General features: G+C 60.7%; 19 protein-coding genes. 6 read left to right on the top strand and 13 right to left on the bottom strand.

Annotated features, from left to right (window positions below; genetic code table 11):
* The first annotated feature begins 6 nt into the window (after window positions 1–6).
* The 4 genes from LIX91_RS13420 to LIX91_RS13405 all read left to right on the top strand — a co-directional run bounded on the left by LIX91_RS13420 (window position 7) and on the right by LIX91_RS13405 (window position 3,909).
* On the top strand, window positions 7–822 hold the full coding sequence (locus LIX91_RS13420; RefSeq protein ID WP_226488609.1) for an alpha/beta hydrolase: 816 nt from the start codon (window positions 7–9) through the stop codon (window positions 820–822).
* The gene (locus tag LIX91_RS13415) at window positions 815–2,209 is read left to right on the top strand and encodes an ATP-grasp domain-containing protein (protein ID WP_226488608.1); all 1,395 of its coding nucleotides are present in this window, start codon (window positions 815–817) and stop codon (window positions 2,207–2,209) included. The genes LIX91_RS13420 and LIX91_RS13415 overlap by 8 nt, the downstream gene beginning before the upstream one ends.
* On the top strand, window positions 2,206–3,120 hold the full coding sequence (locus LIX91_RS13410) for an alpha/beta fold hydrolase (RefSeq protein ID WP_226488607.1): 915 nt from the start codon (window positions 2,206–2,208) through the stop codon (window positions 3,118–3,120). The genes LIX91_RS13415 and LIX91_RS13410 overlap by 4 nt, the downstream gene beginning before the upstream one ends.
* A gap of 72 nt (window positions 3,121–3,192) precedes the next feature.
* Window positions 3,193–3,909 (top strand): M24 family metallopeptidase, encoded by a 717-nt coding sequence (locus tag LIX91_RS13405; RefSeq protein WP_226488606.1) that lies wholly within the window; start codon window positions 3,193–3,195, stop codon window positions 3,907–3,909.
* On the opposite strand, the gene ampC is transcribed toward LIX91_RS13405, so the two are convergent.
* Window positions 3,886–5,055, bottom strand: a complete 1,170-nt coding sequence (ampC, locus tag LIX91_RS13400) for a class C beta-lactamase (protein WP_226488605.1) — start codon at window positions 5,053–5,055, stop codon at window positions 3,886–3,888. The two genes, LIX91_RS13405 and ampC, sit on opposite strands and share 24 nt — an antisense overlap.
* A 143-nt stretch (window positions 5,056–5,198) precedes the next feature.
* On the opposite strand from ampC, the gene LIX91_RS13395 reads away from it, so the two are divergent.
* Window positions 5,199–6,644 carry a SulP family inorganic anion transporter gene (locus LIX91_RS13395; protein WP_226488604.1) on the top strand — a complete coding sequence of 482 codons (1,446 nt, stop codon included), beginning with the start codon at window positions 5,199–5,201 and terminating at the stop codon, window positions 6,642–6,644.
* 82 nt (window positions 6,645–6,726) lie between these two features.
* Complete coding sequence (gene zapE / locus LIX91_RS13390; protein WP_226488603.1) at window positions 6,727–7,842, top strand: cell division protein ZapE; 1,116 nt, start codon at window positions 6,727–6,729, stop codon at window positions 7,840–7,842.
* A 3-nt stretch (window positions 7,843–7,845) separates the two neighbouring features.
* On the opposite strand, the gene rarD is transcribed toward zapE, so the two are convergent.
* The 12 genes from rarD to LIX91_RS13330 all read right to left on the bottom strand — a co-directional run bounded on the left by rarD (window position 7,846) and on the right by LIX91_RS13330 (window position 19,081).
* A complete protein-coding gene (rarD, locus tag LIX91_RS13385; protein WP_003417740.1) occupies window positions 7,846–8,730 on the bottom strand; it encodes an EamA family transporter RarD in 885 nt (294 codons plus the stop codon).
* Window positions 8,731–8,893: 163 nt separating this feature from the next.
* Window positions 8,894–9,550: an HAD family hydrolase gene (locus LIX91_RS13380; RefSeq protein ID WP_003417737.1), complete on the bottom strand. Its 657-nt coding sequence runs from the start codon at window positions 9,548–9,550 to the stop codon at window positions 8,894–8,896.
* Between the two features lie 6 nt (window positions 9,551–9,556).
* Complete coding sequence (locus LIX91_RS13375; protein WP_226488602.1) at window positions 9,557–10,777, bottom strand: MFS transporter; 1,221 nt, start codon at window positions 10,775–10,777, stop codon at window positions 9,557–9,559.
* Window positions 10,774–11,688: an ABC transporter substrate-binding protein gene (locus tag LIX91_RS13370; protein ID WP_226488601.1), complete on the bottom strand. Its 915-nt coding sequence runs from the start codon at window positions 11,686–11,688 to the stop codon at window positions 10,774–10,776. The genes LIX91_RS13375 and LIX91_RS13370 overlap by 4 nt, the downstream gene beginning before the upstream one ends.
* A gap of 8 nt (window positions 11,689–11,696) precedes the next feature.
* A complete protein-coding gene (gene nudK, locus LIX91_RS13365) occupies window positions 11,697–12,293 on the bottom strand; it encodes a GDP-mannose pyrophosphatase NudK (protein WP_100073240.1) in 597 nt (198 codons plus the stop codon).
* Entirely contained in the window at window positions 12,290–13,195 is a 906-nt protein-coding gene (gene mtnP, locus LIX91_RS13360) for an S-methyl-5'-thioadenosine phosphorylase (RefSeq protein WP_100073239.1), read from the bottom strand. Before mtnP ends, nudK begins: the two co-directional genes overlap by 4 nt.
* Complete coding sequence (locus LIX91_RS13355; RefSeq protein WP_226488600.1) at window positions 13,192–14,304, bottom strand: fatty acid desaturase family protein; 1,113 nt, start codon at window positions 14,302–14,304, stop codon at window positions 13,192–13,194. The genes mtnP and LIX91_RS13355 overlap by 4 nt, the downstream gene beginning before the upstream one ends.
* Window positions 14,305–14,306: 2 nt before the next feature.
* Window positions 14,307–15,005: an HAD family hydrolase gene (locus LIX91_RS13350; RefSeq protein WP_003417731.1), complete on the bottom strand. Its 699-nt coding sequence runs from the start codon at window positions 15,003–15,005 to the stop codon at window positions 14,307–14,309.
* On the bottom strand, window positions 15,002–16,372 hold the full coding sequence (locus LIX91_RS13345; RefSeq protein WP_226488599.1) for an NAD(P)/FAD-dependent oxidoreductase: 1,371 nt from the start codon (window positions 16,370–16,372) through the stop codon (window positions 15,002–15,004). The genes LIX91_RS13350 and LIX91_RS13345 overlap by 4 nt, the downstream gene beginning before the upstream one ends.
* Window positions 16,353–17,459 carry a DegT/DnrJ/EryC1/StrS family aminotransferase gene (locus tag LIX91_RS13340; protein WP_226488598.1) on the bottom strand — a complete coding sequence of 369 codons (1,107 nt, stop codon included), beginning with the start codon at window positions 17,457–17,459 and terminating at the stop codon, window positions 16,353–16,355. Before LIX91_RS13340 ends, LIX91_RS13345 begins: the two co-directional genes overlap by 20 nt.
* The gene (locus tag LIX91_RS13335; RefSeq protein WP_003417728.1) at window positions 17,456–17,968 is read right to left on the bottom strand and encodes an NUDIX hydrolase; all 513 of its coding nucleotides are present in this window, start codon (window positions 17,966–17,968) and stop codon (window positions 17,456–17,458) included. Before LIX91_RS13335 ends, LIX91_RS13340 begins: the two co-directional genes overlap by 4 nt.
* A complete protein-coding gene (locus LIX91_RS13330) occupies window positions 17,969–19,081 on the bottom strand; it encodes a DegT/DnrJ/EryC1/StrS family aminotransferase (protein ID WP_004410948.1) in 1,113 nt (370 codons plus the stop codon).
* Window positions 19,082–19,101 lie beyond the last annotated feature (20 nt).

The raw sequence follows: 19,101 nt of genomic DNA, 5'->3' as shown, positions 1-19,101 counted from the left end.
TCGTCGATGAGTTACGCACCTGGTATTGAAGAGTTTGTGGGGCGCTGCAACGCAGTCATGCCGCCTGATTTCTATACGTATCCGCTGGATGAACAACGCCGCTTGTATCAGAGCCTTGTGGTCGAGTTTCCTTACGACGTTCCGGCTGACGTGAGCTGGAGCGAGCAGGATGTGATCCATCGCCAGTTGCCCACGCGATTCCGGTTTTATGAGCCGGCGCAGACACTCCATGCAGGTCTGGTCATCTACATCAGGGGTGGCGGTTTCGTGGTCGGCTCCCTCGACACGCACCACAGTGCTGCTGCCGAGATCGCTTCCAAGGCTTCGGTAAAGGTTATGGCGGTCGATTTCAGACTCGCCCCGGAGCATCCCTTTCCCGGGGCGCTGGAAGATTGTTATGCGGCGTTGGTCTACGCCTGCGAAAACGCCGCGTTTCTGGGAATCGACCCCAGACGCATTGTCATCGCAGGAGACAGCTCGGGGGCGAATATGGCCGTGGTCATCGCCATGATGTGCCGTGATCGCAACGGTCCAGAACTTGCTGGTCAGGCTTTGATCAGTCCGGTGCTGGACTTCACACGGTGGCAAGAGGGAGGCGATGACGCGCCATTGCTGACAGGTGGAGAAATGGAGTTCTATACCGCGTGTTATTCGCCGGACGCCCAGACCGTTTCGCACCCTTATATCTCGCCCCTGATAGCAGGCAATTTCGAGGGTTTGCCCAAAGCCTACATCATGGGGGCGGAAAAAGACTCGCTGGCCATTGATGCCGAGCAGTATGCGCACAAGTTGCAGGAGCAGGGGTCGACGTCGAGTGGGTGATCGAGCCCGGAATGGTTCATGCCGCCATTCGGGCGCGCTCCTTGAGCCCCTCGGTACAGGATGCATGGGACCGCTACTGCGCGAAAATCGGCGAGATGCTGGGAGCGGCATCATGAGCCCGGTCGCGCAACGCTATGTGGTCATCGTGGACCCGTATTCGTCCGGCAGCCTGTTTGCCAGGGAGTTTGAGTCGTCTGGCTGCAAGGTCATTGCGGTTCTCTCGTCAGTAGAACCGCCGGATGTCTACGCCGCTTCTTATCGACCCTCAGACTTTGAGCGGGTCTGCGTCGCCGATAGCGAAGACCTTGGCCCGTTGCTTGACACGTTGCGTAACTACCTGCCGCTCTGTGTACTTGCCGGCTGCGAATCCGGCGTGGAGCTTGCCGAACAACTGGCTCCGTTACTGGTCCCCGAGTGCGCAAACACGGTTGATCTGGCAGCCGCCAGGCGGGATAAGGGTGTGATGGCGCAGGCTGCGGTCGAGTCTGGCGTGGCGATGATGAAACAGATATGTACGGATGATTTTTCCCTCGTGCAGGACTGGCTGCTGCGCAGCGGACTTGCAGGCCGCAGTCTGGTAGTCAAACCTCCTAAAAGTGCCAGTACCGACGGCGTTGTCAGAGTGGATGACGAGTCTGGCCTCAAGCAGGCATTCGATGCTTTGCTCGGTCAGCCCAATCGGCTGGGAATCATCAACGACCGGGTACTGATTCAGGAGTACCTGTCAGGTACAGAGTACGTTGTCGATACATTCAGCCACGGCGGCACACACACGCTCTGCAGTGTCTGCAAATACACCAAGCTGGAGCATGCAACCGGCATGGCTATCTACGACCGAATGGATTGGGTCAGCCCGGAGGATGCCGTGGTAGAACCGCTGATGGACTATGCGCAGGAGGTTTTGAATGCGCTGGGCATTCACTGGGGCAATGCTCATATTGAAATCATGCAGACCCGCGACGGTTTGCGCTTGGTCGAAGTGGGGGCCAGACCCCACGGCGGAGGGCACCCGCGGCTTTGTTTTCAGGCAACGGGAGACAGTCAGATTCACCGTTCAGTCAATTACTTTGCACACAGCATCGTGCCTGGTCGGCGCTATACCCTGCTCAAAAACATGACTGTAGTGTTTTTCAGGGCATTGGCACCCTCAGTGGTCAGAGGGGTGGCCAGGCTGCATGCACTTGCGCAGCTTTCCTCCTGTCTGGATACCAGTATTCAGGTTCAGGATCAGCAGGCAGTCCCTGCGACTCGGGATCTGTTTGCCACGCTGGCACTCGGATTTGTCGTGCTGGCCCACAGCGATCCCAGGCAGTTGGAAAAAGATGTCATTGCCGTTCGACAGGCTGAAAAAGCAGTATTTCAGAGCCTTGAGCAGGGGGCTGCATGACCGGACAAGTCTGTATCCAGCATGCACCGGGCACTCTCTGCGAGGTCAGGGGTAAAAGGCTTTGGGTCGAGCAGTGCGGGGAGGGTGAGCCTCTGGTGTTGCTGGCTGGTCTGGGACCGGCCGGTTCACATGCGATCTTTCATCCGCACTTTGACGACCTGCACAGAGATTTTCGGGTGATCTACGTCGACCTTCATGGCCGGGGTCGCTCCGATCGGCCAGGTAGCCTCACGGACATCACCTTTGCTGAAGATGTGCTTGATGTAAAAGCGCTGATAAAACAGCTATGCCCGGACGGCGCCCATCTGTTCGGGTTTTCCTATGGTGGGTTGATCAGCCTGCAGGTCACGCTGGACGAGCCTTTCAGCGTGCGCTCCCTACTCCTGTGCAACTCCCTGCACAGCCCGCAGATGTGGCAGAAGAATCACGACAACATCAACCACGTGATCAGGTGTCAGTTGCCTGAAGTGTGGGCGGCCATACAACGAATACGCGCGCAGGGGGAGGTGTCTACGTCGCCAGAGATGCAAGCGCTGTTCGGCAGGGCGACTGCGCTTGTAAGGTTTTACAACCCGGAAAACGCCAGCAGGCTGCTGACCGAACCGGGAGCGCGCAATACAGAACTCTATCCGGTGTTTTGTGGCAAGGATGTCGATTTCGACATCGGCGGCCAGTTGTTGAGCATTCCTGATTTCAGGCCGCGTCTCAAAGAAATTTCGGTGCCTGTAAAAGTATTGGCCGGCCGTCATGACCGCGCACTTTATCCCGATTTGCAACGCGAGTTCGAGCAGGGCTGTGTCGAACTTGAATTTCTTGAACGCAGCGGTTCGTTTTCTTTTATCGAGGAGAACGAACGGGTTCTGGGCCTTTTGAGAGCGCATTGCCGCCGCACGTCAGGTTGCAACGGATAACCGCCGCTCCACTGGGCTGTAGTGGTCAACACCCCCTTTGAAACCCATTCGCTCTCAATTGAGGTAACTCCCATGCTCAATCTGCATGATCGTGATGCTCTGGAAGCCGTCGGCGCGCATTACAACGCAAGCAACATGATGAGGGTCCGCAACATGACGCGTGACGCGGTGATGGAAATAGCAGGGTTGATCAAGCCGGGTATGATTGAAGAACAAGCGCTTGAGCTGGCCAAACATGTGCTTGCGGAACGGGAAATGCTTCGCGGATGGCATGGGGTATTTGTCCGCTTCGCAAGCAACACCGTCAAGACGTTCGGTGCCCCCTCCAACGTCGGAGTCGTACTTGGCGAAGACGACATTTTCTTTATTGATATCGGCCCGACCTGGCAGGGCTTCGAGGGCGATGGCGGGCAAACGTTCGTGACCGGCACTGATACCGGGAAGGCTCGTTGCGCGCAGGATTCACAAGCGATATTCCACGAAGTACGCCGGCATTGGCTGGCCACCGGAGCAACGGGCAAGGCCCTTTACCTTTTTGCTGCCCAAGCCAGTGAGCGGCGTGGCTGGGAGTTGAATATGGACCTTGATGGCCACAGGTTGTCGGACTTTCCGCATACCGCGATCTACAAAGGTGCGATGGCCGATATCGAATTCACACCCAGCAGCCAGTTATGGGTATTGGAAATCCATATCAGGCACCCTGATCACACCTACGGTGCCTTTTTTGAAGACATGCTGCTGGAAGACGAGTATTTCGCCGAATCGTCAGAGCGTACCCGGCTTCTCTGAACAGCACTGCAGTTGGCCAAGAATCCGGTAAGCCAGCTTTGCGCGCTCTTCATTCGGATAGTTTTTGTTGGCCAGAATCACGATACCGAGCTGTTTTTCCGGAATGAACGCCACGTAGCCGCCGAAACCGTTGGTTGATCCGGTCTTGTTGACCCAGACCGAAGATTGCGCTGCCTGCGGCGGCTCGATCATTTCGGTTTTGACTGTGTTCAGCATGGCGCTGGCATTGCCCTCAAGCAGCGTCTCCAGACGGACCGGCAGCGGATACTGCTCCCAGATCAGGTCCTGAGTCATGCCGCCGACCTTGAAATAGCCGGTCCGAGTGTCGCGCAGGGCTTTTTGCAGCGCGGCGTCGTTTTGACCGAGGCCGATGTTCGCTTCTATAAAACGCAGTACGTCCCTGGTACTCGATTTCACCCCGTAGGCTTCCGCCGCCAGCGGACCTGGATTGACCCTGACCGGCTCGTCGAGTTTGTTGTAGCCCTGCGCATACAGCGCCTGTTTTTCATCGGGTACATCGATATAGGTGCTGCTCAGACCCAGCGCCGGAAGCAGCCGCTGCTGCAGGGCTGTTTCATACGGCAGCTTCATGCTGCGCGCCGCAACCATGCCGAGCAGGCCCACACTGGGGTTGGCGTAGGTACGATGGGTGCCGGATAGATATTCGGGCTGCCAGGCCTTGAAATATTCCATTAACTGACGGGTGTTGTGCACTTTATCAGGCACCTGAAGCGGGAAGCCGCCAGCCGTGTGAGTGCCCAGATGGAAAACCGGCACCTTGCCGAGCCGCGTGGCCTGCAACTGCGGAATATAGCTGTCGATGCTTTGCGTCAGCGACAGCTGCCCATTGGCCTGTGCCCAGGTAGCGAGGGTGGCGGTGAAGGTCTTGCTGATCGAGCCGAGTTCAAACAGCGTATCGCGGGTCACTGGCTGGCCGGTGGCTTTTGATGCTACACCGTAGGCGTAGAACTGCTGTTTGCCTTGGCGAGTGACGGCGATCGACAGGCCCGCAATGTGATTTTCCTGCATCACTTTGCTGGCTTCTGCCTGTACGAATGCGTCGACAGACGCTGTGTCGTCGTCGGCAACAGCCACCGCACTGGCCAGCAGAAGTCCTGTGCAAAGCAGCGTTCCATTCCATTGCATCGGTTTACTCCTTGTTGTTTCAGGTCCGTGCCGATCATCAGAGCGCCTCCATGGAAGCCCTGCCGTGGTGGTCGGTCGTCAAAGGTTTGCGTAATATGCCCCCTTTTTTGCGCTTCTTCCACGGAGCGCCGCTCAGGTAACCCATGAAAACGATCCGTATACGTGCCGAAGTCCTGGCAGGCCTCACCACATCTTTTGCATTGGTGCCCGAGTGCATCGCCTTTGCGCTGGTGGCCCATCTCAATCCGCTGATGGGGCTCTACGGTGCGTTCATCATCTGTACCCTGACCGCGCTGTTCGGCGGACGCCCGGGCATGGTGTCCGGTGCGGCCGGTTCCATGGCGGTGGTGATCGTCGCGCTGGTGGTTCAGCAGGGCGTGCAGTATTTGCTGGCGACCGTATTGCTGGGCGGTCTGATCATGATCCTGTTCGGCTTGCTGCGGCTCGGCAAACTGGTGCGTCTGGTGCCGTATCCGGTGATGCTGGGCTTCGTCAACGGCCTGGCGATCGTCATCGCGATGGCGCAACTGGAGCACTTCAAGGTCGGTGAATCATGGCTCAGCGGTACGCCGCTGTACGTGATGCTCGGGCTGGTGGCGCTGACCATGGCGATTGTCTACCTGTTGCCACGCCTGACCCGCGTTGCGCCGCCAGCGCTGGTGGCCATCCTCAGCGTCGGGCTGGCGGTCTACCTGCTTGGCCTGCCGACCCGCACCCTGGGCGACATGGCGCACATTGCCGGTGGCTTGCCGGTATTCGCCATGCCGGACATTCCGTGGAATCTGGAGACGCTGCGCATCATCGCGCCTTACGCGATCCTGATGGCGCTGGTCGGTCTGCTGGAAACCCTGCTGACCCTGAACCTGACCGACGAGATCACCGAAACCCGTGGTTATCCGGATCGCGAGTGCGTGGCGCTGGGCGCTGCCAACGTGGTCTCCGGTGCCTTCGGCGGCATGGGCGGCTGCGCGATGATCGGCCAGACCGTGATCAACCTGAGTTCTGGCGGCCGTGGTCGTCTGTCGGGTGTGGTCGCGGGCTTGATGATCCTGATGTTCGTGCTGTTCCTCTCGCCGCTGATCGAGCGCATTCCACTGGCGGCACTGGTCGGAGTGATGTTCGTGGTCGCCCAGCAGACCTTCGCCTGGGCCTCGCTGCGCGTATTGCGTAAGGTGCCGGTCAACGACGTGCTGGCGATCATTGCCGTGACCGTGGTCACGGTGCTGACCGATCTGGCCACCGCAGTGGTGTTCGGGATTATCATCGCGGCAATCAATTTCGCCTGGCAGCAGGCTCGCGAGCTGTACGCCGACAGTCACATCGAAGCCGATGGCAGCAAGATCTACCACCTGCATGGCACGCTGTTCTTCGCCTCGAGCACACCGTTTCTCGACCAGTTCAACCCGGCCGAAGACCCGACTCAGGTGACACTGGACTGCCGCCATCTGAGCTTTGTCGATTACTCGGCCATCGCTGCGCTCAAGACCCTGCGCGAGCGCTATGCCAAAGCGGGCAAGCATCTGCGTGTGGTCCACCTGTCCGAGCGCTGCAAGCGACTGCTCAAACGTGCCGGCGTGCAGCATGCCTGAGTTGAGTTGATGAGTTGCGTTGCGCGGCGCAGCCTCGTATACGCTGGATGTCTTTTCTCCGATAGCGAAGGGTGTGTGCCTGATGGATGCCGTCTCTCCTCTGCAAGCCTACGAACGTGCCGTCCAGCGTGGATTTCAACCCGATCAGGCGCAGTTGCAGGCCGCCCGGCAATTGCAGGCGTGTTACGAGGGGCTGGCCGACGCTCGCGGTAGGGCCCGCGGCGTTTATCTGTGGGGGCCGGTCGGGCGTGGCAAGACCTGGCTGATGGACCGCTTTTTCGAGAGCCTGCGCGTACCTGCCCGGCGTCAGCATTTTCATCACTTCATGCGTTGGGTGCACAAACGCATGTTCGAGTTGATGGGCACTTCCCAGCCGCTGACCGTGGTCGCTAGGGAGCTGGCGCGTGACGTGCGGGTGATGTGTTTCGATGAGCTGTTCGTCACCGATATCGGCGACGCGGTGATTCTCGGCGGGCTGCTGCAGGTCATGTTCGAGGAGGGCGTGGTGCTGGTCTGCACGTCCAACCAGCCACCGGAGCAGTTATACAGCCATGGCCACAATCGCGAGCGCTTTCTGCCAGCGGTTGCGGCCATTCTGAAGTACATGGATGTGGTGGCCGTCGACGGCGGCGAGGATCACCGGCTGCACCCCGGGCAACTGCATCAGCGCTACTGGATTGCCGAAGCCGGTCGACCCAGTGCCTTGCAGGGCATCTTCGACGCGTTGAGCGCGGATCAGCCGGTTCACGATTCTCAGGTCATGCTCGGCTATCGCAGCATCAACGTGGTTCAGCATTCCGACACGGCCGTGTGGTGCCGCTATCGCGACCTTTGCGAACAGCCACTGGCGGCCATGGATTTCATCGCCTTGTGCGATCGCTTTTCGGTGATTCTGCTCAGCGAGGTGCCGCTGCTGGGGGCCGCGCAGCGCGAAGCGAAAATTGCCCGCGGCACCGAGGATGGCGTCGAGCAGGTGACCGCAGGCGATCGCGAGCTGCCGCAGTTGTCGCCCAACGATGACGGCGTGCGCCGTTTCATCGCGCTGGTCGACGAGTGCTATGACCGGCGCATTCCGCTGTATGTCGAAGCGCCGGTGCCGATGGACGGGCTGTACACCGAGGGCTACCTGTCGTTTGCCTTTCGGCGCACCCTCAGTCGGCTTCAGGAAATGCAGCTGGAGCGTTTCACCGAGTCCTGACGCTCAGCTCGCATCGCGGCGGCGCTGGGCCAGCATATGCTTGGCGCCTTCGATCATCAGGACCACCACGGCCAGCCAGATCGGCAGGTACGTCAGCCATTCATCGCGACTGATACTTTCGCCCAGCAGCAGGGCGACGCCGACCAGCAGGATCGGCTCGACATAACTGAGCAGCCCGAACAGGCTGAACGGCAGCAGGCGGCTGGCAAGAATGTAACTGACCAGCGCCGAGGCACTGATCACCCCGAGCAGCGGAATCAGCAGGTACAACAGCGGTGCCTGCTGAATGGCCTGCGGATGGCCGTGGGCGATGAACCACAGGCCGATGGGCAGCATCAGCAACATGTCGAACCAGAGCCCGCCGAGGTGATCGGTCTTGAGCTTGCGACGCAGCACGAAGTACAGCGGATAGCCGCCCGCGACCAGCAGAGTTTCCCAGGAGAAACTGCCCAGCCGCCACAGCTCGTGCGCCACGCCGATCAGGGCAAACACCGCAGCGACTTTCTGCAGGTAGGAGAGGTGCTCGCCATACACCACGCGGCCGGTGAGAATCATGCTCAGCGGCAGCAGGAAATAGCCCAGCGATACCTCCAGACTGCGCCCGTGCAGCGGCGCCCACATGAAGATCAGCAACTGCGCACCGAGCAGCACCGAAGACAGCAGCAGCGCGAAGATCAGCAGCGGTTGCTGCCTGAGCCGGACAGCCACTTCGCGGACTCGCCGCCAGTCACCGCTGACCAGCATGAAGAGCGTCGCGCAGGGCACGGTGAGCAGCATGCGCCAGCCGAAGATTTCTTCGCCGTCGAGCGGGGCCATCAGTGACGTATAGAAATACATGACCCCGAACAGCGTAGACGCCAGGACTGACAGCACCACACCTTTGTACACAACGGCCTCCGCAACAGCTGAATCGACAGATTACGCACCTGTCTGGTGCGCGCGGAGGCTAGTTTAGTGTGCAGGGTCGCAAAAAGCTCGGATTTGCAGGCGCAACGTTCGTCAGGCGCAGGGCGCACGGATGTCACCCTGCACCTGACCGAAAACGGGCGCGTCAGGCGGGCGATTCAAGGTGTCGCCAGAGCGCATCACCGTTGAAGTCGCGAATGATGTCCCGGGCACCGGCCGCTCGCAGCTGACCCTCATCCAGCCCCGACAGCATGCCGAAGGTATGGATCCCGGCGGCGCTCGCCGATTGTACGCCTGCCAGCGAGTCCTCGAAGGCAAGCGCCTGATCGGCCGTCACACCGAGCAGTTCCAAGGCCGTGAGATAAGGCATCGGATGCGGTTTGCCACGTGCCAGCTCACCGCCGATCACGATGGTGTCGAACCGGTCGACAATGCCCAGGCCAGTCAGCATGGCCATGGCATTGTCACGGGGCGCATTGGTCACCACTGCGGTGCGCAGGCCGGTTTCGCGCGCGTGATCCAGGATACGCAACACGCCTGCCACCGGGATCGTCTCGCCCAGTTGAGCGCGAAACATGGCCTCTTTCTCCGCCGCCAGACTGGCGTATTGCGCCGCCGGAATATCGGGAAACAGGCCGCCAAAAATCATGTCATCCGGAAAGCCCATGACATGGGCCTTGTAATAACCGATGTCCATCGAACGTTCCCAGCGTGCGAGCAGCTGGTTATAGGCGTTTAAATGCAGTTCATCGGTGTCGATAAGCGTTCCGTCCAGATCGAACAACAGCGCGCGAAGGGCCATCGATTCCTACTCCTTTGAGGGGGCGGTAGTGTTGCCGGCAGACCAGGCACCACGCAGGGCGGGGACCAGCGGCAACATGAGAAGGGGATAGACGATCAGCAGGCTGAAAGCCGCCTCGACCCCGATTCGTTCGGACAGCAGCCCGAGCAGAAACGGCGCCAGCAGCAGCGCCACACCGACCGCCTGTGATGCCTGGGTACTGAGCGTCGAGCTGGCCTGTGGCGCAATACGCATGGCCGAGCCAAGAATCAGCGGAAAGAAATTGCCCAGGCAGGCACCGAGCACGAACGTGAGGATCGCTGTGCCGATGACGCCTTGTACGAACGACAGCACCAGCAGCGTGGCAATGGCGCTGAATATCACCAGGGTCAGCAATGTAAACGGTGAGACCCGGCGCAGCGCATAGCTGCTGACCAGTCGCCCGCAGACGGTGCCGGCAAAGTACAGGCTCATCAGCGTCGCTGCGACCGACGCGCTGGTCTGTACATGGGTCTTGATGTACTCCGCGCCCCAGAACCCCACGCCCCATTCCGCCGAGATCCCCAGTATCACCAGGGCCCACAGACTGAGCCGGGTCAGGCGTTGCAGGCGCGGGGTATCGACCCTTTGCGATGAGGCGTTGTGGCCGGCCCCGGACTTATGAATAGTCAGCGGCAGGCAGAACATGACCAGCGCCCAGCTACTGACCACCAGCGGGGCCATGCGCCACGACAGCCCGATGGCTGTCGCGGCGCCCACCAACAGCGCGCCGCCCAGTACACAGAGGCCCGCCACGATGTGAGCTTCCACCAGTTTGGCGGCAGCCTGCCGACCATACAGTCTGCCGAGCATGGCCTGTCCGACAGCCATGACCAGACCTCCCGAGAAGCCCATCAGTACGCTGCCCGGCAGTGTCATGGTCAAACCGCCGGCGATCGAAAACAGTCCGCTGGCCAGCACGATGGAACCTATGGCGATACGACCGATGCTGATTGCCAGTGCCCGGCCCTCCAGCCAGCGATAGGGAACCCCGATCAGCACCAGCCCCAAGGCGTATGCGGCGAAGTGCAGGCCAGTCCAGCGCAGATCAAGATTGAACTCGGCACGCAGAAACGGCATCAGCGGTCCGAGCATGCCTTGCTGGGCCCCGAACAGGCCGAACATCAGGTAAATCCCCCACGGCCGTGGCTCCGTTCTTGCCGGGGCAGAGGGCGATTGCATCGATTGGTTGTGGGCCATGTCGGTCATAGGCCAGCCTTTGTGTCGAACAGTGAATGCCAGCGTGCGCAACGGGCGACCTTGGTGTGGCTGGCCTCGATGGCATTCAGCGCCTTGAGATCGGCGGCTGCCAGGGTATCGCTCGACACGCCACCGACCACGACCTTGCCGTAGCGTCGGCTGATGGCAGCAGCGCCCGGCGAAAGCATCCAGCCAAGTGCCTGCAGCGCCTGTGTCGCACGCGGCGAACCAGCGCGACAGCCGAACACTTCGAACTCGTAGCGACGTGCATCACCGGGCACGCACCAGTGCAGGGAACCGCGCTGCGCCGCTGCGCGAGTGGCAGCCGTGGACACCGTCACGCCGACCAGCGCATTTCCCTTGATCACCGCCTCTATCGGGGCGGTGGACGACCCGCTGATCGATGGCCGCAGTTGTGCAATGTGAGCGAGCCTGTCCCAGGCTTGCTCGCCGTACTCTTCGAGCAGCGCGCTCAGGTGCAGATAGCCTGCGCCCGAGCGTCCCGGATCTGGCAAGGCAATCCGATTCGCCCACGCCGGTGCGCACAGCGCTTCCCAAGACAGTGGCGGCGTGAGGTCGTGAGTGGCGAGTACTTGCGGGTCGTAGCAAAAGGCCGGGACAAAGCCTGACGGGCTGAACCAGCGTCGGTCGACGGCAATCGCCTGCGCGGGCAGGGTCGAGCAATCAAGCGCGTCCAGCGTCAGCAACTGTGAGTTCATTGCGGGATCGAGCAGGGCGGTGGCCGCCGTCCCCAACAGCAGGTCCCAGTCGCCTGCCGTGCCGTCGATCACGCGCTCGATAAATTCTGATGTGGACCAGCGCGAGAGGCGCACCGGTACACCGGTATGCTCGCTGATGCCTGCCACGAACTCGGCCAGTTCGGCATTTTCCATCGAGCTGATAGCGATAAGTTCATCCATGCCCGGCCTCAATCCAGCAATCCATGCAGCTTGGCGTACTGTAGCAGCATGATGGTCTTGCCGTCGCAGATTGCCCCGGTTTCTATCATGGCCAGCGCTTCGTCCAGCGGCAGCTCGATAACCTCGATTTCTTCGCCTTCCGCTTCCAGACCACCGCCGTCGCTCAGCTTGTTTTCATCGAAATATTCGCCGACGAAAAAGTACAGCCGCTCGGTCACCGACCCAGGACTCATGAACGCTTCGAAGACCTTGCGCACCTCCTGGATGCGATAACCGGTTTCTTCCTCGGTCTCCTTGCGGATACAGGTTTGCGGATCGTCGCGATCCAGCAAACCGGCGCAGGTTTCGACCAGCATGCCGTCGTGCTCGTTGACGAAGGCCGGAAAGCGGAATTGCCGGGTCAGGACCACCGTCTGCTTCAGCTTGCTGTAGAGCAGGATGGTTGCACCGTTGCCGCGGTCGTAGGTTTCCCGGGTCAGGGTGCGCCAGGCGCCGTTGCGCCCCTGAAAGTCATAGGTGGTCTTGCGCAGTACGTACCAGTTGTCCGAGAGCACTTCGACCTTCTTGATACGCACTCTGTCCTGAGTGGTGCCCGGATTGTTCATGCCTTGGCCCCCAGGTGAGTGGCGTTGGGGGCAACCGTCAGCAGGCGCGCGATCATTTCCGGGTCGCGATGCTCGGGGGCGGTCATGACGGCGGTGTCCAGCGCATGATCACACCCGGCTGAGCAGGTACCCTGATGTTCGCCCAGCCGCGTCACGGCTTCTGTGACCAGACGGCGTGTCAGTGCGACCGTATCGGCCATTCGCTGGGCGACCAGCGTCGCGTTGACCTGTTCATGGGACTCGTGCCAGCAGTCGAAGTCAGTGGGGATGGCAATCATCGCGTAGCAAAGCTCCGCTTCGCGTGCCAGCTTGGCTTCCGGCATGGCGGTCATGCCGATCACGGTGCCACCCCATTGGCGATAGAGGCTGGACTCGGCGCGTGTCGAAAACTGCGGCCCTTCCATGACCACGTAGGTGCCGCCGTTGCGGGCCTGCACGTCGGCGGCTTCTGCGGCGCTGGCCAGCACCGAACGCATGCGCCCGCACACCGGGTCGCCAAACGGTACGTGACCGACCAGCCCTGGCCCGAAGAACGTCTTGTCGCGCTTGATGGTGCGATCGATGAACTGGTCGATCAGCACGAAGCTGCCCGGCGGTGCATCGTGGCTCAGGCTGCCCACGGCACTCACCGACAACAGTTGAGTACAGCCGACACTGCGCAGCGCGGCAATATTGGCGCGCACATTGATGAACGCGGGCGGGATGGTATGGCCCACACCGTGGCGCTGCACGAACGCCACCGGCACGTCGTTGAGGGTGCCCAGCGTGACGGGAGAAGAGGGTTTGCCGAACGCCGTTTCGCACGCGACGAGCTGTATGTCCTTCAAACCGGGCAACTGTTGAAGGCCACTGCCGCCGATGATGCCGATACGTTGAATGTGCTGATGTGCCGGGGTATTCATACGCTGCCTCTGGTTTTCAAAGTGGTTTCTGGATGTCCGGTGGTCACCAGACGCTCATACAGTTCGGATAGCGCAGTGGGTGCGCTGCCGCGTCGCAGCAGCAGGCCCTCACTGGCGTTGTTGCTGTAGCGTGGTTCGTGGATTTTCAGGTGCCGGTCAATCGCCGGCAGGTAGTTCCAGCGCACGCCGGGGTACAGCGAGTGCGCCAGGTGGTAGGCGTCGGACGTCGGTGCGATGAACACACGGATCAGCCACCCGGTGATGCCGAAATAATCGGTGGGTCGGCCTGCCAGGTATTCAAGATCGCGTCGGTCCCTGGACGTCCCTTCGACAAACCAGCGGTGCTCGGTGAGCAGTGACACCCAGGCAAACACCGGATACGACGTTAGCAGCGGAACCAGCCAGCCAAACAGCACGCCTTTCCAGCCGCCTGCCCAGTAGAGCAGCGCGGTAACCGCCAGCAGACACACGACGCGAACCACCGTGCTCAGACGCGAGTGATTCAGCAGACTGTTGCGCGCCATGGTGCTTAGATTGACCCGGGCCCCCTGGGGCGTCAGCGGATAGAGCAGCAACCAGTAGAATTTGCCGGGGGAGATGCCGGCCACGTAGCCACCGGCATGCACCCGTGCGCGGTTGGGGTCGAGATCCGGATGATTGGGGTTGCGATGGTGTTCCAGCGTGTGGGTCTGGTGTCGGCTGCGCATGTCACGTTTGAACGCTGGAAACTGATAGAAAATATCGCTCAGCCACCACTGCCAATCGTGATGCGGGCACAACGCAAAATGCACGGCGTTATGGCCAAACTCCTGCAGCGCACGCAGCCGTCCACCGCTCCACAGCACCACCATCAGCCACGCCAGCGGCGAGGAGTAGAGTGATGCGAGCAGCACGGCGGCGACGATATCCAGCCAGGTCCAGATGAACGGCAGCGGCGCGAGCCAGCCATCCAGCGGTCGGTAGTAGTGCTCCTTGCGATCCGGTAGCCGGGGTATCAGGCGCAGCAATCGCAATATGCGCTGCTTGTCGCGGTAGTAAAAGGCAACGATCGCACGCAAGGCCAATGCAGTGGCGATCAGGCCAGACAGAACAATGTGCGATGTGGTCATGCTCAAGCACCCCCGGTTTTGGCGTGCGGTATGGGGAAGGGCATAAAGCGTTCGAGCAGATCGCCCAGGCCATCGAACAGCGGCGCGCCACTGAGTCGCAGGCGTTCGCTGTTCTGATGGCCTGTCGCAACCAGCACCGGCGACCAGCCCACGGCATTTGCGACGTCGAAGTCATGCAGCGTGTCGCCGACAAACAGGGTGCGTGAGGCCGGTGTGCCCAGGGTTTTCTGCAGCACTACGGCCTCGGCGGTCTTGCTGGTGGCCTGGTTATGGCTCAGCCCCACGACATGTTCGAAACACTCATACAGGCCCTTCGCGCGCAGGGTCTGAACCAGAACGTCACAGTGCGATGCCGACAGGATCGACACGCCGATCCCGACCCTGCGTGCTGCGTCGAGAAACTCGATCACACCCGGCTGCAGCGGGCAGTGGGCAACGTTTGCGTCGAAGTGCGCGAGGTAGTGCTGCACGATGGTAGAGAACGGCACACGGTCCAGGTCGAAGCCGAGTGACGCGTAGAACCCGGCAATCGGAAAGTCGAACCTTGCCCGGTATTGTTCGGCCGTAACAGGCGCGACGCCGAACTGTTCGCCGCAGCGATTCACGGCGCAGACGGCAAGATCGAGGTCGTCGATCAACGTACCGTTCCAGTCGAAGACCACATGCTCGATGCCGGAAAAATGCAGGATGTCGTCGATCATTGTCGGGTATTCCGGGAAAGTAGGGAATTGAGAGCGATACGCGACACAAGCGCTGGCGAATACACCCGGGCGGGGTCCATCACCAGGTTAGTCACACTGATCTGCGTTTCCAGCGCACGGCGATTGCTGGCCGAGAGCGCACCCAGCCCGGCGCCATACCAATGGTCGAAACGTGTGCGCCAGGTGCGCTCCCCGGAGGTTTCCGGGAAACGGAAATCTTCGGTCGTGGCCATGTTCCAGGCACCGTCAACGACGCTGCACAGCAGGCCCTGCAACTGATGGCAGCGGAGTGATTTATCCAGCAGTGCGTCAAGGCGCTCATCGATGCAATCGGCTTCGAGTGCCGCGATGGTCATGCCCTGGCTGTACAGCGGATTCATGCTGCTTAACGCATCGCCCACCACCAGCAGACCCTCTGGCCAGTGTTTGAGACGGTCGTAGTGAGTGCGGCGACTGCCAGGCATCTTGAACGTAAAGATCTCCGAGAGTGGCTCGGCCTCGCGGATGACGTCATGGATGTCCGGGACGGGCAGGCTGGCCAGTGCCTGAAGAAACTCGTCGGGGTCCTTGCCGGGGAAGTGGCCGAACCAGCCCCCGGTGGTGACCATCCAGCGATCGCCCTCGATCGGGCTGATGACCCCCATCGAGCGCTGGGCCGGAGCGGTTGGCAGCACCAGCAATACTTGCCATTGTTCAGCGAAGGCAGGAAGCCGTTTGTAGATGCGCGATGCGTAGCCCAGTTCTGTCTTGACCACACTGTGTTGCACGTTGCCGAAGCCTGCGTCTTTCAGCCAGGAAGGCATGTGCGTGCCGCGGCCGCTGGCATCCACCAGCAGGTCGCAGGACAGGTTGCGCTCGCCCGAGCCGTCATCGATCGCGACGCCGCTCACCTGACGCAGGTTTTCGGCACCGCAAAACTCGATGCGCGTGACCCGTGTACCGGACAGAATGCTGACCTGCGGTACGGTCGTCAGGCAACGGCGCAACTGGTTGTCGATGAGCCGGCGGCTGCAGTAGTGAGCTTCGATGCCGCTGCGATAACGGTTTTTCCAGCGGCCGCGTTGATACCACTTCACATCATGTCCGAGGTCCGCAACCTGAGCGTCGCTTTGTTCGAGCGCACTCAGCAGACCCGGATAGATCCGCTCCATGATCTGCTTGCCGCGCAACAGCAGCAGGTGCACATGATGTTCTTGAGGCAGGCTCTGACGCGGGCCTGTCTCGTCGTAAAAGTCGCCTTTTTCGACGACAGTGACACGCTCGAAGCGGCGCGCCAGCACGGCAGCGGTGAGGCAGCCGGTGACACTACCGCCTATTACTACCGCATGGCCCGAGCGCAGGGCCGGTTCAATCGGGAGAGTAGTCATTGAGCACCTTGGCGATGTAATGCAGATCGTCGTCCTGCAGATTCTGGTGCAGAGGCACCGTCGTCAGTGAGCGTAGCAATCTGGCAGCGTTAGGGCAGTCGCGTTGATACCGGGTCAGCAGCGGCAACTGGTAAAGCGGCTGGTTATCGTACTTGCCGATGTCCGATTCGATACCGTGACGTTGTTGGTAGTGCACCAGTTGGCGACCGTCATGCCCCACTGACTGCAGGAGCAGCGAGTAGGCGTTGACTGCGCCGCCTTTGACGACAGGCAGCTCGCGAAACGCCGGGTTATCGAGCATGGACAGAAGACGATCGCGGTTTCTCATCCGGCGTTCGAGGTGCGAATAGAGCTGACGCGAACGGGCCAGCCCCAGCGCCGCCTGCAGACCGCCCAGTTTCAGGTTGATGCCCAGCGATTCGCCTGTCAGGTTGCCGAAACGGGTATAGGCACGGATTCGTCTGGCCCGGTCTTCGTCATCGGTCATCACGAAGCCGCCTTCGCCGGTCGAGATGAATTTGCAGTCATGGGTACTGAAACAGCTGATATCCCCATGCTGTGCGAGCCAGGTGCCGTTCAGCCGGGTCATGTGTGCGTGGGCCAGATCCTGGATCAGAGGAATACCGGCTTGGCGCATGGTCGCCCAGGTTTCATTCGAGCGAATCGGATAGCCCCACATCGGTACTTCGATGACTGCGCAGGTACGAGGGCCTATGCAGCGCTGCAGGTCTTGCGGATCCAGGCCGAAACTGTCCGGCGCGACATCGCAGAACACCGGCACAAGCCCCAGCGAGAGGATCGGCAGGACCGTACAGATTGGCCCCGTCGGGGCGACGATGACTTCGTCGCCCGGCTGGAAGTCGACACCGGCCAGCGCAGCGGTCACTGATGCCGCACCCGAAGATACAGCGATCACATGCTTGATGCCATACAGCCCGGAAAGCGCCGCTTCGTATTCATCGACCACCTGGGAAGTGCCTGTCAGGCCCGAATGCAGCGCCCGCTCCAGCTCATGCAGGTCATCGATCGAATGCATCGGCCCTTTCTGGGTAATGGTGCGCATCCGGGTAATGGTATTCAGGCTCATGGTGCCACCTTCATTCCCACCAGATCCCACAGCGCATCGTCTGCAAAAACCCGGTCGACCATTCGCCGGAAATTGGGAAACATCTTCAGGTCTGCGGTTTCCGCATGGCTGAAGAACCGCGCATGCTCGACTTCCCGGTTGTCCGGGCAGGCCTGCAGGCTGGTTGCCGTGACATAAATCAGGTCCAGGTGATAGTGCGGGCCGCGTTTGTCATTGATGTATTCGCACAGCACCCGGTAAGGCTGATGCAGGACGGTGACATCGGTTTCGACATCGGCGAGCTCTTCATCACGCTCGCCGAGCAGCTCGGCATGAATGCCCGTCTCTTCGAAAATCTCTCTGAGTACTGCAACGTCGGGGGTTTCGCCCTGTTCGATGTGGCCGCCCGGATAGAGCCAGACGCCCAGCTTGCGGTGATGCAACAGCAGCATCTTGCGCTCCGGGTTCAAGACGAACCCGGACGCGGTGAAATGCCGATCCAGTTGTGAGCGATCGAGTGGTTCAGTCATTTATGCGCCACCGTACTGGTTGATGCGATCAGCCATATAGTCGAGCTCCGCCCGGGTAATGCCCGGATGAACCGGAATCGTCGTCATGCCTGCCAGCAGCGCTTCTGCATTCGGGCATTCGTTGCGGTACTGAGCGAGTGCCGGGAACTCATAGAGTGCCTTGCAACCGTAGCGCTTGATGTCGGAAGGGATGCCGGCGTCGTCGAGGTAATCGATGAATGCACGGTTGTCGGCGAAGTGCAGCTCAAGGTTCAGGAAGTAATAGTTAGGCAGGCCGCCGTCGATGATTTTCTTCTCCCGGACCTTGCTGTGGTCGAGCCGGGCAAGAAAGTACGCCGCGTTCTCTCTGCGTTTCTGGATCTGCTCATTCAGTGATGCCAGGCGGCTGCCGCCCAGCGCCGCTGGCAGTGCAGCGAGTTTGTAGTTGAGGCCGAAATCCTTGCCATTGAGGTTGCCAAAGCGGCTGTAGTCGCGGCAGCGCTGCGCCAATGCATCGTCGTCGGTGAGTATGAAACCGCCTTCGCCGGTTGCCAGTGGTTTGCGCTCGTGGGTGCTGAAACAGGACAGGTCGCCGAACTGCGAAAGCGGGCGGCCTTCCAGCGTTGTGCCATGCGAATGGGCCAGGTCGAGAATCAGCTTGATACCCAGCTCACGGGTCAGGGTGCGCAACTCGTCGACTTCCGTCGGATAGCCCCACATCGGAATATCGATGATGGCCTTGGTGCGTGAGGTGATGCGCGCTTTTATGGACGCCGGATCGGCACCGAAGCCGTGGGCTCGGGTGTCGACGAAGATAGGGTTGGCCCCGGCAGCGATGATCGGGTAGATCGTGCACAGCGGGCAGCTGGGCGTCAGCAGAACGTCGTCGCCAGGACCGACACCGGAGGCGTAGATAGCGACACTTAACGCGGCACCACCTGACGATACGGCAATGGCGTGTTGCGCTTCGAACCAGGCGGCCAGTTTGCTTTCGTATTCGCCGACCACATCGCTGGTCCCCGACAGCGGACGCTCCAGCGTCAGTTGCATGGTCAGCAGGTCGTCCGCATACACCGGGCGATATTTATCCGAGACAGCAGGTCGGGCAGTGGTGTTACTGGAAAGACTGGACATTGTTGCAAGCTCCGAAAACA

Origin of the sequence: Pseudomonas sp. B20 (genome assembly GCF_020515755.1) — a bacterium.
GTDB classification, from domain to species: Bacteria; Pseudomonadota; Gammaproteobacteria; order Pseudomonadales; family Pseudomonadaceae; genus Aquipseudomonas; species Aquipseudomonas syringae.
The sequence above is the reverse complement of the archived record's forward strand: the minus strand, read 5'-3'. Positions and strand labels throughout refer to the sequence as shown.

Excerpts from the sequence above, each read along its gene's own strand:
- LIX91_RS13420 (WP_226488609.1), top strand. The coding sequence starts at position 7 with ATGAGTTACGCACCTGGTATTGAAGAGTTTGTGGGGCGCTGCAACGCA.
- LIX91_RS13410 (WP_226488607.1), top strand. The coding sequence starts at position 2,206 with ATGACCGGACAAGTCTGTATCCAGCATGCACCGGGCACTCTCTGCGAG.
- LIX91_RS13405 (WP_226488606.1), top strand. The coding sequence starts at position 3,193 with ATGCTCAATCTGCATGATCGTGATGCTCTGGAAGCCGTCGGCGCGCAT.
- ampC (WP_226488605.1), bottom strand. The coding sequence starts at position 5,055 with ATGCAATGGAATGGAACGCTGCTTTGCACAGGACTTCTGCTGGCCAGT.
- LIX91_RS13395 (WP_226488604.1), top strand. The coding sequence starts at position 5,199 with ATGAAAACGATCCGTATACGTGCCGAAGTCCTGGCAGGCCTCACCACA.
- zapE (WP_226488603.1), top strand. The coding sequence starts at position 6,727 with ATGGATGCCGTCTCTCCTCTGCAAGCCTACGAACGTGCCGTCCAGCGT.
- LIX91_RS13380 (WP_003417737.1), bottom strand. The coding sequence starts at position 9,550 with ATGGCCCTTCGCGCGCTGTTGTTCGATCTGGACGGAACGCTTATCGAC.
- LIX91_RS13375 (WP_226488602.1), bottom strand. The coding sequence starts at position 10,777 with ATGACCGACATGGCCCACAACCAATCGATGCAATCGCCCTCTGCCCCG.
- LIX91_RS13370 (WP_226488601.1), bottom strand. The coding sequence starts at position 11,688 with ATGGATGAACTTATCGCTATCAGCTCGATGGAAAATGCCGAACTGGCC.
- nudK (WP_100073240.1), bottom strand. The coding sequence starts at position 12,293 with ATGAACAATCCGGGCACCACTCAGGACAGAGTGCGTATCAAGAAGGTC.
- mtnP (WP_100073239.1), bottom strand. The coding sequence starts at position 13,195 with ATGAATACCCCGGCACATCAGCACATTCAACGTATCGGCATCATCGGC.
- LIX91_RS13355 (WP_226488600.1), bottom strand. The coding sequence starts at position 14,304 with ATGACCACATCGCACATTGTTCTGTCTGGCCTGATCGCCACTGCATTG.
- LIX91_RS13350 (WP_003417731.1), bottom strand. The coding sequence starts at position 15,005 with ATGATCGACGACATCCTGCATTTTTCCGGCATCGAGCATGTGGTCTTC.
- LIX91_RS13345 (WP_226488599.1), bottom strand. The coding sequence starts at position 16,372 with ATGACTACTCTCCCGATTGAACCGGCCCTGCGCTCGGGCCATGCGGTA.
- LIX91_RS13340 (WP_226488598.1), bottom strand. The coding sequence starts at position 17,459 with ATGAGCCTGAATACCATTACCCGGATGCGCACCATTACCCAGAAAGGG.
- LIX91_RS13335 (WP_003417728.1), bottom strand. The coding sequence starts at position 17,968 with ATGACTGAACCACTCGATCGCTCACAACTGGATCGGCATTTCACCGCG.
- LIX91_RS13330 (WP_004410948.1), bottom strand. The coding sequence starts at position 19,081 with ATGTCCAGTCTTTCCAGTAACACCACTGCCCGACCTGCTGTCTCGGAT.